The sequence below is a fragment of the Oscillatoria sp. FACHB-1407 genome (assembly GCF_014697545.1).
In the GTDB taxonomy this organism is placed as follows: domain Bacteria; phylum Cyanobacteriota; class Cyanobacteriia; order Elainellales; family Elainellaceae; genus FACHB-1407.
Map to the genome: position 1 here is coordinate 359,579 of NZ_JACJSA010000001.1, position 11,717 is coordinate 371,295.

Sequence of the window (11,717 nt, forward strand, 5' to 3'; positions counted from 1 at the left end):
AGGCTGCACTTGCGATCTCAACTCTGTAAGATGACAACCCGCCAAGGGCATCGTCGTCACCCGTCATCTGCATTGTCGTCTAATACTGGGTTGTCCTCACTAGACAATGGCTCCATCAACTCAAGCCATTGACGATCAAAAAACATGGGCGCAAAGCCAAGAGTATTCTTCGCTATGGCTTGGATCATCTTCACCAGATTGGATTCAACTTGGAGCAGAAAAGGAATGATTTTCGAGATGTTCTACAATTTTTGTCCTGTACTTAAATAACCATTACTTAATTGAAAAAGCCGAAGATATCATCAATCAGGTTGAGAACTGGGCTAATTCCATCCGTAAACCGGGTTATGCCAGAACGATTAACAACAATAACATCATTATTTACTAATATGGGGTTTGATTCTTCATCAATCCCTTGGTTGAAGTTGACCTCTACTCGACGTTGAGAGGCTGTCCCATCAGGGTTTAGACGTACTAAGTTGACGGCTCTCATTGCGGCTCTTTGTCGATCAAACCCTCCCGCTGCTAACAACGCCTGGTTAAGGGGAGTATTGGGTGGAACTTCAACTGCTCCAGGCTCCACCACTTCTCCAACAACATAAACTCTAATCGTATCTGGAGCAAAACTGGCAGTACTTAATTGAACGGCTTCCGCTGGGGTGAGTGCCTGTGCAGTTGGGATGAGAACCGTATCTCCCCCTTGAAGAATTACATCTTTGCTTAAATCACCTGTTTGGATCAAATCCCACAAGCTAACATAAATGGTGTTACTCTCTCCATTGATTAATTGCCGACGCACTTGAACTTGCCGTAAGTCTGCTCTCGCTGTAATACCCCCTGCTAGGTCGATTGCTTCGGTTAAAGTTGGAAATACAGTTTCTCCTCCTGCATCTCCTGCCGCATTCAGTGCGTAAGTTCCAGGACGGTTAACCTCTCCTGCAATTCCGATTCGGACGGGTCTTAAAGCAATGAGATTGATCGTTACGGAGGGTCGTCGTAAAAAAACAGCGTAATGTCTAGAAATTTCACTAGCAGTTTCCTCCAGTGTCAGCCCTCGCACTGCAACATTTCCAACACGGGGGAGGTTGATAGAGCCATCCGGTAAAACTAAGAATTCCCCACTATAGTTAGGGGCTTCAAAAGCAGTCACCTGGATGCGATCGCCTGCTCCTAAAACATAAGCGGTTTGCCACTGCTCAGAATTAGCGGTGTTAGTTGATGATTCATTCCCACTAGGTAAGGTTTGAGCAGTTGCAATCACAGATGGATGAGAGAGAAGTGCTACCAGGATAACCGTTACACCGGGCACACTGCTTTTGACAAAATCCGTAAACCTTTTCATACACCTTTCCAAACTAGAAATAGGGAGTGATATAAACACAATGTTCAAAATCATGAGAGGCTAAATCAAGCTCCTCATGACTTCATAGACGTAGCAATTCCTTTAAATTCTTTAGAGCCATTGGCTAGCACACCAATCACGTTGAAATTCTGCAACAAAGTAACAGCTTGGGTCAACTCGGCTTTGGTGATGTGATCTATACGTCCAACCAGTAAAACACCGTCACAAATAGAGGCTATTTGCAGGGTATCAACTGAGCCTAAAACGGGTGGAGTGTCTAGGATAACCAAGTCGTATTCTGAAACATATTTCTGCATCAAGTCTTTGGCTTGATAGGAGCTCAACAAACGCACTGAGTCTTCTAGTAAAGGTCCGCTCGTCAGGAGATCAATATTAACTCCGCAGACTGAGATAGGAGTAGGGCGTAATTCCATTGATGGATCTGCTAATACATTCGACAGTCCCTTTTCATTTGAGCACTGCAAATATTGTTGAATGGCAGGACTCCTTAGATTCGCATCAATAAGTAGTACCCTCTGACCTAAGCGAGTCGCGCTTAGAGCTAAACCTATCGCAACAGTAGATTTACCTTCATTGGGTAAGGTTGAGGTAATAATTAACGAATTAAATTGCGAGTTCTGATTCTGAAGCTGAATATTTTTATAAATAAAGTCAATTGGTTCACGTAGTAGTGTCAATTTTTGAACCAAATTACTTGAAGATAATTGAGACTGTGTCCTGCGAAAGGGAATAGGAGATTTTCGAGACGGTAAAGATACTTCTGAAAGAGTACCTAATAAGGAAAGTTTGACGTGTGCAGCCAAATCTTCTGGTGTATGAATGACATCATCGGTTACCTCACGTATAAAGGCGGCGATACCACCTAAAAACAGCCCAATCACAATACCCATTAAAAGACTTACTCTTGGATTAGGAGCTATCTTTCTTCCCCATTCGGGTGCTTCTACCACTTGCCAGTTGAAACCACCTTGAGTCAGTTGAGCACTCAGTTCCTGCCTAAGTGCTAGGAGTTGCTGAATTGCAGTTCGTTCACTCTCAACCTCTGGCTGCAATCTTTCATATTCAGCAATTAAGCTGGGGAGACGACTTAGTTCCGATCGCAACTGCTGCTCCGCAGTAGCAAGGCTTTGGCTACGTGCCCTGAGTCCTAAAAGATTCGTTTGTAGTTCTACTAATTGACCTACTAATTCTAAATCCGTCTCACTCAGTTGCCCTAAGCGCAAGATTTGATTTTCATTCGCTATTGCTTCTCTAGCAGATCCAACTACTCGGGCAATTTCTTCTTGTAATAAGCGAAGCTGATTTTGACGGCGATCGAGCAGAACTTGTACGTTAAGGTCGGCGTCCGTATAAATGGCTTGTTGCTCTGCCAACGCCACATCTGTTTTCTGCACTTCACTTAACAGAAACTGATAACGAGGGGATTGGCTTAGTCGAGCCGAGATAAGAGCTGACTGAGGTGTCAGGGCTATTTGCCGCTGGAGAGCACCATACCGAGCATTTGCCTCTTCATATTGAGCACGTGTCGTCTGTTGTTCTTGCTGAACTCTAGACAAGGCTTCAATGACGGCAGATGCTTGTTGATCCGGTTGAATTAAAGCGTGCCGTTGCAAAAAACCTTCCAGGTTTCCTTGAGAATTAGCTAGATCCTCACGGGCTTCTTGCAATTGCTTGTTAATCGCTTCTAGACCTCTACTTAAACGGAGTTCCTGTTGTTGCAGGTTGTACTCCAAATAAACTTTCTGAAGTGCCTCAAGTACCTCTTGCGTTTTAATTGGATCATCACTGGTATAAACAGCCCTGAAAATCTTAGTTTGAGTCTCTTCTTCTGTAACCTGTGATAGCTCTAATGAGCGCGAAATATCTCCTGCTTCTAAATCGGGGTATTGAGTTTTTAGGGACTCTACAGTTTTTTGTAGAAATTGTTGGCTACGCATCAGGTTAAGCTGAGTTGCGTAGTCTTCTTCACTATCTGCTTGAGGTTGGTCACCAATGGCTCCGAGCTGATTCTGAGAGGTTTGATAGTTAGGCTCCACTAACAATTGCATCGTGCTTTCATAGGTAGGGTCTTCCAGCAGTGCTGAAACGACAGCTATAGCAACGACATTAGCAAATACCACTAAAAACCAGAGACGACGCCGCAATAAAATTGCCAGTATTTTGCCGTAGCCAAAATCGGACTCAGCAGCGGAATTAGAGTTATTTTGGTATACCACAGCTCAAAATAGGTAAATAACTATAACTACAAATCACTCGATCGTAGCACCCTCAATCCATCAAAAAATTTGGCTTTGTTGACCATCAAATGCACCACTAACAATCTTTTCTACTTTTTTGAAGAAGACTTCCTCAGTAAAATTGCTCAAAACATGATTACGAATTCTTTCATAGTCCCAATCTATCGTCTTAAAATTCAAAACGGCTGACTGAATGGCATCCGGTGTCTGGCGATTAAAGAAAAGCCCCGTCACTCCTGGAACCTGAGAATCGAGCACTCCCCCTGCTCCAAAAGCAAGCACGGGTGTACCACTGGCATTCGCTTCAATTGGAACTAAGCCATAATCCTCAAGAGCTGCGACAATCACAGCACGAGCTTTTGACATTAAGTAAGTCCGTTCTGCATCGCTAACATAGCCCAAAAATTGAACATTGCTCAGGGCTTTAGCTTCTAGCTGCTGTCTCTCTGGTCCGTCTCCTGCAATAATGAGGGGCAACCCTAGCCAGTTGAAAGCTTCTACAATTGAATCTACTCTTTTATAACTGAGTAAACGGGACGACACTAAAAAGAAGTTATCTTTTTGGTTTGAGAATATAAATTTACTGATGTCGATTGGGTAGTTTACTACAAATGCTGGCCGGTTATAGATGCGTTGGATGCGATCGCCAACGGTTGTAGAGTTAGCAATGTAAATATCAGGCTCCTGTGAAAATCCCAAGTCAATTTTTCTCATGTACTGAAAAATCTTCTCAAGCGCAGGATAGAACTTTCTGTACTTTCCGTATTCTCTCAAATAGGTTTTTGTGTCCCACAAAAAACGTGTGACATTGTGACAAAAGCAAATATGTTTGGCTTCTGGTCGTTTACGGACTGCTTTAGCAAAACTACTAGTACTACTAATAATCAAGTCATAGCTACTGAAATCTAATCTTCTAAATGCTTCAAAGTAGAGAGGGGCTAGTAGCCTAAAGTATTTTGCTGAACCAGGTATACGTTGTAGGTCAGTCGTGTAAACTATGCGATCGCTTAAGTCGATCGTTGTCTTTGGGCTGTATATTGACGTGAAAATATCAGCATCAGGAAATTGCTTGCAAAGGAGCTCGAAAACTCGTTCAGCGCCTCCCCGTTGAGTTAAATAATCATGAACCAAGGCAATTTTCATAGCTATCTTCCATATTTATAGTTGCTCAGCAACTAACTATCACATCCTTAATAAAACCAGCTATCAATTTCAGTGTTGACATAGCAAGAATGGATTTAAACCCCTATATCTTCTCTTTAGCTAGGATCAACTTTTTCACTTGTAGTCAAGACTTAGAGGTAGTTGCAGTAATCAAGAACGATAAACGTATTAGTCCTTAGCAGTGCTATCTATAAAAGATAAGCAATAACACTTATATGAATTGGCAGCAATACCTGAACTGAAACTTTGAATAGAAATCTAAGATCTACTCTGTTGGCTTGTTGGATAAGTAATTCGATGCACTCCATTAATTACTGATATTACTCATGTAGTGATAAAAAAACACCCGTACTTCGTGTCTTCATATTATCTTCATCTTGCTTTAGATCAATTATCTCCATTAGAAGAATGACATCAACAACTAGTCGTATTCCTCAACTCTTGATTTGCTGGAATCTTTTGACTGTAAAGCATTTAAGCAATTAGCGATCCCAATAATCCTGTGTTGGGCAGGGAACATCTCATAGTCATGTAAAGTCTAAGCGAAGTTTGCCAAGTGCTACTTGAATTACATCTCCTAAGTAACTATTGTCAGTATAGGGTGTAGTTTTTACTTTAAGCTTTCAGCAGAAACACTGAACGGATAAATGGCTGATGCTTGCTGCTTGTATCTTTAAAATACAGTTTCCTATTCCTCAATTATTCCTTACTCTACGATGACAGCTTCCAGAATCCTTCTAACAACAGTACAAGTCATTCTTCCAGAGTCGCTTTTAGAAGAGCCGAAGACACTAGCGAATTCCCTATCTCACTCAAGCCTGCATTGGAGACAGAGTGTACTGTGGGTCAAGCATACTCAGGAGTCTAAATCACAGGTGCCTGCTCTTCAGAGCGAGTCGTGGTTGAGGGATTGTTTGAAGAATTCTAAAGTTAAATTAGTAAGCCTTGATCCTGATTTAGGTTCATCTAATTTGAAGGTTTGGGCAGATGCCTGTGAACAGGCCAATAAAATTGTTCTGCTTCAAACACCAATTTCTCAAGATATTGTTCAGCGGCAGATCTCACCTCAATGGCAGCTGTGGTGCATGATTAATTGGTGTGTTTCTGCAACGTTGCTATTGATGCTCATGCCAACCATGGCTGTATTAGGCGTACTTATTAAGCTCAGCTCACCTGGAAGTGTTTTTCATAGTCACTGGTCTGTAGGACAACGCGGTAAGCTCTTTAAATTGATTCAATTTCGCACTACAAACAGCAAAAATAGCAACTCCTATCCATTCGGTCAGTGGTTACGTCAAAGCGGTCTGGATAAACTGCCTCAACTTATCAACGTTCTACGTGGGGAGATGAACCTTTTTGGAACTCACCCTTACTCTTTAGATGAGGCTGCCTCATTAGACCAAAAACAACGATATCAGCTTAGAGCTTTACCTGGTGTTATAGGATACTGGGGAACTGTCAACCATTCAAAGGCTATGGACATCACACCTATTGTTTAATGTTCATTGACCTAAGGTGGTAAGTACTCCATATCATTCTTTGAAGTCTGTTTCAGTTAAGACCTATTCAAAGATTTGCTGGACTCTGAATGATTAATCAATAAAGCCTCATACATTGTCAACTAGTTGTCCCCAATGCCTACTAACTCTTTCTTAAGCCAATTAAGGTTACCTCCTTCTATACAGGCTTTACTAAAAGCAACAACATTTTGGAAGGATAATGCAATTTTGTTGAGGGAGATTAAATATTTTCGCAGAGTCGTAGTGCTGGCACTTGTCTTTACATTTTTGGCGGCTGCTTTTGAAGGTTTTGGAATTGGTTCACTCCTCGCATTTTTGCAAAGCCTAACTGACCCGAATGCTACCCCAGTACAAACTGGGATTAAATGGTTTGATGTTTGGGTTTTAGGTATTCGCACGTCATCAACCGAGCGATTGTATCGTATATCTGTTGTAATCTTGCTAATTACTTTGATGCGAGCAAGTTTTACATACTTAGGTAACCTTTACAGCAAAATTGCTCAGTTCAAGTTGGCTTACCATTTGCGTTTAAGACTGTTCTCCCAGTTAAAGTCACTGTCTCTTAAGTATTTTGCACAAATTCGTTCTGGGGAATTGGTTAATGTTATCACTACTGAAATCCAGGAGATAATGCAAGCGGTTGGCTTAATCAATTTTGTTCTGATTCGGGCTTCTACTTTATTCGTTTATATTATTTCAATGTTATTACTCTCCTGGCAGCTTACTGTTATATCTGTCATGCTCTTTGCGCTGTTGACAGTAGGCGTCTCGACATTGCTAGGACGAGTGAGGGAAGCTAGTTTTGGAAAGTCAATTACTCGTGGTCAATATACTTCTATTGCTGTAGAGTTCATTAATGGAATTCGGACAGTACATGCATTTGCTACTCAAGATTTTGAACAACGCCGCTTTGATCATGCAAATCAGGAATTACTGAAAGCTTCCACAAAATCTACTTCGGTTCAATCACTCGTAGAGCCTATATCAGAGGCTGCTGCGACAACTATCATCATAGTGATGATGATTCTAGCATTTGCGATTTTGATTCCTGATGGTCAACTACAAATCGCATCACTGTTAACATTTTTATTTATCCTGTTTAGGATGTTGCCAATTGTCAAACAGTTAAATGGAGCCAGGGCACAAATCAGCAGTTTCTATGGATCAATTGTTAACCTGAAACAGGTTTTAAGCACTGACGATAAACCTTATCTACAAGATGGGGCGATAGAGTTTGAGGGGTTAGAAAGAGCAATTGAATTTCAGTCAGTCGATTTTGGCTATGATTCTGAGCACACTATTTTACATGACGTTACGTTGACGATTGAGCGTGGTAAGACGACGGCACTGATCGGTGAATCTGGAGCAGGTAAATCAACATTGGTAGACCTAATTCCACGATTTTATGATCCTACAAAAGGTCAAATCCTAGTAGATAGTCTTGACTTACGTCAGCTTGAGATTAATTCACTACGTCGCAAGATTGCTGTTGTTAGTCAAGACACCTTCATCTTTAATGATACCGTTCGTAACAATATTGCATACGCTTTAGAGAATGTAGAAGATCAGAAGATTTGGGAAGCAGCTCAACTTGCCAATGCAGTGGAGTTTATTCAAGAACTTCCTCATGGGTTTGATACAGTATTAGGCGATCGCGGTGTTCGGCTATCAGGTGGACAACGACAAAGGATTGCGATCGCTCGTGCACTGTTACGAGATCCCGAAATTCTAATTTTAGATGAGGCGACGAGTGCTTTAGATTCAGTTTCTGAGCGTTTGATTCAAGAATCGATTGAGAAGTTGTCGAAAGGTCGGACAGTAATTGCGATCGCTCATCGTCTTTCAACTATTACCCAAGCCGATAAAGTAGTTGTTCTTGAGCAAGGGCGAGTTGTAGAGCAGGGTAACTATCGGGAGTTGCTCTCACAACAAGGAAAATTATGGAAATACCATCAAATGCAATATGAGGATGTGGGTACTTAGATTAATACTTGAAACTTGTGTCAATCCCAGCCAGAGGTAGAAAGATTTTTATGAGAGTTGCATTTTTAGTTGGGCGCTTTCCAGTTCTATCAGAAGTTTTCATCCTCAATCAAATCATAGGTTCAATTGATCGAGGTTGCGAAGTTCACATTCATACCTTAGATGGACCGCCTGAAACAATGTCTAAGGTTCATCCCGCAGTGGAAACCTATAATCTTCTTGCCCGAACTCATTATCCTCATCCAGTTCCTAGAAATCCAGTTCTTCGTATTTTGAAAGCGATCGTACTGATCCTGACTAATCTCCACCGGGGATCTCAAGCTTGTTTACCATTGCTCAATGTTCTACGTCCAGTTTACTCTTTACGATTAATTTATAAAGCGATTTCCCTATTAGACTGCGAACCTTACGACATCGTACATTGTCAATTTGGTACGTTAGGTTTGGTCGGATTACGCCTTCAAAAAGTAGGTTTATTGCAAGGCAAGTTGGTTACAACTTTTAGAGGTAATGATATTAGTCGTTATGTTTATGAGAATGGGAATCATGTCTATGATGAACTCTTTAAAGAGGCAAGTTTCTTTCTGGCGAACTGCGATTTCTTTAGGCAGAGAGCCCTTAAGTTGGGTTGTAATGAGGAAAAAATAGTTGTTCATGGTTCTGGGATCGATTGTCAGAAATTTTCTTTTTCACCACGTTACTTTCCAGAGAATGGAAAAGTTTGTATTGCTACGATCGGTCGTCTTGTTGAAAAGAAAGGAACAGAGTATTCAATTCGGGCTGTAGCTAGACTTGCTGCAAGTCACCCTAAAATTGAATTTTATATTATTGGAGATGGTCCCCTTAAGGAAGATTTTGAAAAATTGATTCAGGAGCTTGATGTTAGTCACATTGTTAAGCTCCTAGGAGGAAAACCACAACAAGAACTAATTGCGATTTTGGATAAGTGCCATATTTTTGTGGCTCCAAGTGTAACGGCTTCTGATGGTAATCAAGACGCACCTGTGAACACACTTAAAGAAGCAATGGCAATGGGTTTGCCTGTTATCAGCACCTTACATGGCGGGATCCCTGAACTGGTTGAAGATGGGGTTTCTGGTTTTTTAGTGCCTGAACGGAATGTTGATGCATTAGTAGAGAAACTATCTTATTTGATCAAAAATCCACAGATTTGGAAAGATATGGGACTGGCTGGTCGTGCGCGTGTAGAGGAAAAGTATGACATGAATAAATTGAATGACGAGCTTGTTGAAATCTATCAAGATCTCTTAGCTTCAAAACTTCCCTGACAAGGAGATATTAGGAGATTAGTCTGAGAGTTTTACTGGATTTTCCTTACTACTATTCCGGCAAATAAATAAAATGATTGATTCCCAAACATCCAAGGAAGTTCATTTTCCAACCAGCCAGTTGAGCAAAAAATATGCTCAGACGAACATCCAATTGTTTAATCAGCTATGTGCTTCTGGTTATTCTGAGGACGCTCTAAAGAGCATCATGAATAGCTATAGATTGGCTTTAGATTTGTTTTCAGGTTGGTTTCGTCCCTCTGGGAAAACGTTCATCTCTCACCTAATCGGTACCGCCAGCATTTTAGGTAGCATGAATATGCCTACGTCAGTGGTTTCAGCTGGGTTACTCCATGCGATATACACACACGGAAACTTAGGATCATTCTATAAAGGACGAGTTCCGAAATTAGTGCGTAAAAAAATTGTGAACTTAGTTGGCGTAGAAACTGAGGAATATATTTTTAGCTTCACTAACCTAAAGAAAGCCACACTTACTCATAAAAACATTGATATACTTAACTCAATGGAGCGCAATACTTTAGTCATTCGCTTAGCGAATGAGCTTGAAGAACGCCTTGATTTTGGGCTTCTTCATTGTGGAAAGGATAAGCAGGAAAAATATTCTCATGTCTTTCATATATCTCTAGTAAACATAGCAGTAAACTTGGGATATCCAAATTTGGCAGCCGAACTTGATATCGCTTTCAAGGAAAACAACAGTTTGAATTTTCCTCAAGGTTTATATGATGAGAATAATCAAAGTGCTTCTTACTTTGTAAGTCCTTATAAGGTGCAAGGATATTCACTTCAGTTCATACGAAAGATTAAAGTTTTATCCTTTAAACTTTTTTCTGTTTTTTCATCTTAATTGATTTAACCAATCGTCTTTTGAACTAAAGGAGATTTTTATGCAAGAACCCGTTGTCACTCTCGTTGTTGTTCCCCGTGAACGTTTTAGCTGTGCTCGAGAATCTCTTGAGAGTATCTATGAGCATACTGACTTACCCTTTAACTTGGTTTATGTAGATGGAAAATCACCTGAAGAGGTTCGCCTTTTTCTTGAAAACCAAGCTAAAGAAAAAGGCTTCCAGCTGATACGGACAGAGTATTACCTTTCGCCAAACCACGCTCGAAACATTGGACTACAGTATGTCAACACAAAATATTTAGTGTTTGTTGATAATGATGTTGTAGTTACACCAGGTTGGCTAAGTGCTTTAGTTAACTGTGCCGAAGAGACGGGAGCTACAGTCGTAGGTCCTTTGACTTGTGAGGGTACTCCTATCCACCAAAAAGTTCATTTTGCTGGTGGAGAATCTCATATTGTCACTGATGTAAAGGGACGTAGGCTACTTCGAGAGAAGATGTACAAGCAAGGGCAGCAAGTAATGGAGGTTAAGCCCAAGTTAAAACGAGTGAAGACAGAATTGGCAGAATTTCATTGTGTTTTAGTGCGAACTGCAATTTTTGAGCAAATCGGATTGCTAGATGAAAAAATGCTGAATACGAAAGAGCATCTTGACTTTTGTATGACTGTTGCTCAAGCTGGCGGCGAAGTTTATTTTGAACCAGATTGTCTTGTTACTTATGTACCAGGTCCTCCTCTTGAAACAACTGATGTATATTTTTACATGCTTCGCTGGAGTGATGATTGGACTCTTAAGAGTCTGCATCATCTACGCGATAAATGGAATTTGTCAGAGAACGAATACTTCTTTTCTAAATATAGGAAGCTGGGTTGGCGGCGGAGGCAAACAATTATTAATCCGTTGATTACTTCATTCAATTCTAAGTTAGGTTACCGGGTAGTGAGGAAAATATTGACTGTTGCCGACAAAGTCTTCAATGGCTATATCACAGGCATATACTTTGCTAGAAGTAGACGACTGCGCGGCTCAGCATCTTTGCCAAAAAATATTAAACCTCTTGAGAATTAGTTTTTTCAGATGAACTGAGCAAAAACTCAGCTTTTACTCAGTTCATCTGAAGGAGGTTTATGAGCATGAACCTTAAATATCAGACACAAATGAATGGTCTAGCCTTGACAAGAGTAGTAAAAGCTTTGAACTAAAAGTAGTAATTACAAGTGGGCTAAGAGGGAATAGTTTAGTGGTTGTGTCTATAGCTAAAGGGAATAAACATACTCTTTTCGTTTAGG

Annotated in this window: 8 protein-coding genes and 1 pseudogene; 6 read left to right on the top strand and 3 right to left on the bottom strand. The window is 40.8% G+C overall.

All coding sequences use genetic code 11. The annotated features are described in order from the left end of the window. Positions 1-86 precede the first annotated feature (86 nt). A pseudogene (locus H6G89_RS36570) lies at positions 87-266 on the top strand (IS4 family transposase); the annotation flags it as partial. Positions 267-277: 11 nt separating this feature from the next. Here H6G89_RS36570 and H6G89_RS01445 read toward each other — a convergent pair. The 3 genes from H6G89_RS01445 to H6G89_RS01455 form a co-directional block, all read right to left on the bottom strand. Then, on the bottom strand, positions 278-1,342 hold the full coding sequence (locus H6G89_RS01445) for an SLBB domain-containing protein (protein WP_190503436.1): 1,065 nt from the start codon (positions 1,340-1,342) through the stop codon (positions 278-280). A gap of 74 nt (positions 1,343-1,416) precedes the next feature. Continuing rightward, positions 1,417-3,579 (bottom strand): GumC family protein, encoded by a 2,163-nt coding sequence (locus H6G89_RS01450; RefSeq protein ID WP_190503438.1) that lies wholly within the window; start codon positions 3,577-3,579, stop codon positions 1,417-1,419. Between the two features lie 60 nt (positions 3,580-3,639). After that, positions 3,640-4,743 (bottom strand): glycosyltransferase, encoded by a 1,104-nt coding sequence (locus tag H6G89_RS01455; protein ID WP_190503440.1) that lies wholly within the window; start codon positions 4,741-4,743, stop codon positions 3,640-3,642. Positions 4,744-5,480: 737 nt separating this feature from the next. Here H6G89_RS01455 and hepC point away from each other — a divergent pair. From hepC to H6G89_RS01480, 5 genes are all read left to right on the top strand, one after another. After that, positions 5,481-6,263 (top strand): heterocyst development glycosyltransferase HepC, encoded by a 783-nt coding sequence (gene hepC / locus H6G89_RS01460; RefSeq protein ID WP_339384468.1) that lies wholly within the window; start codon positions 5,481-5,483, stop codon positions 6,261-6,263. Positions 6,264-6,398: 135 nt separating this feature from the next. Continuing rightward, positions 6,399-8,267, top strand: a complete 1,869-nt coding sequence (gene hepA, locus H6G89_RS01465) for a heterocyst formation ABC transporter subunit HepA (RefSeq protein WP_190503444.1) — start codon at positions 6,399-6,401, stop codon at positions 8,265-8,267. A 50-nt stretch (positions 8,268-8,317) separates the two neighbouring features. Continuing rightward, a complete protein-coding gene (locus H6G89_RS01470) occupies positions 8,318-9,556 on the top strand; it encodes a glycosyltransferase (RefSeq protein ID WP_190503446.1) in 1,239 nt (412 codons plus the stop codon). A gap of 73 nt (positions 9,557-9,629) precedes the next feature. Beyond that, positions 9,630-10,427 carry a DUF6817 domain-containing protein gene (locus tag H6G89_RS01475; protein ID WP_190503448.1) on the top strand — a complete coding sequence of 266 codons (798 nt, stop codon included), beginning with the start codon at positions 9,630-9,632 and terminating at the stop codon, positions 10,425-10,427. Between the two features lie 40 nt (positions 10,428-10,467). Continuing rightward, on the top strand, positions 10,468-11,496 hold the full coding sequence (locus H6G89_RS01480; protein WP_190503450.1) for a glycosyltransferase family 2 protein: 1,029 nt from the start codon (positions 10,468-10,470) through the stop codon (positions 11,494-11,496). The last annotated feature ends 221 nt before the right edge of the window (positions 11,497-11,717 follow it).

Coding starts and splice junctions, on each gene's coding strand:
- H6G89_RS01455 (WP_190503440.1), bottom strand. CDS start 4,743: ATGAAAATTGCCTTGGTTCATGATTATTTAACTCAACGGGGAGGCGCT.
- H6G89_RS01475 (WP_190503448.1), top strand. CDS start 9,630: ATGATTGATTCCCAAACATCCAAGGAAGTTCATTTTCCAACCAGCCAG.
- H6G89_RS01470 (WP_190503446.1), top strand. CDS start 8,318: ATGAGAGTTGCATTTTTAGTTGGGCGCTTTCCAGTTCTATCAGAAGTT.
- hepC (WP_339384468.1), top strand. CDS start 5,481: ATGACAGCTTCCAGAATCCTTCTAACAACAGTACAAGTCATTCTTCCA.
- H6G89_RS01445 (WP_190503436.1), bottom strand. CDS start 1,342: ATGAAAAGGTTTACGGATTTTGTCAAAAGCAGTGTGCCCGGTGTAACG.
- H6G89_RS01480 (WP_190503450.1), top strand. CDS start 10,468: ATGCAAGAACCCGTTGTCACTCTCGTTGTTGTTCCCCGTGAACGTTTT.
- hepA (WP_190503444.1), top strand. CDS start 6,399: ATGCCTACTAACTCTTTCTTAAGCCAATTAAGGTTACCTCCTTCTATA.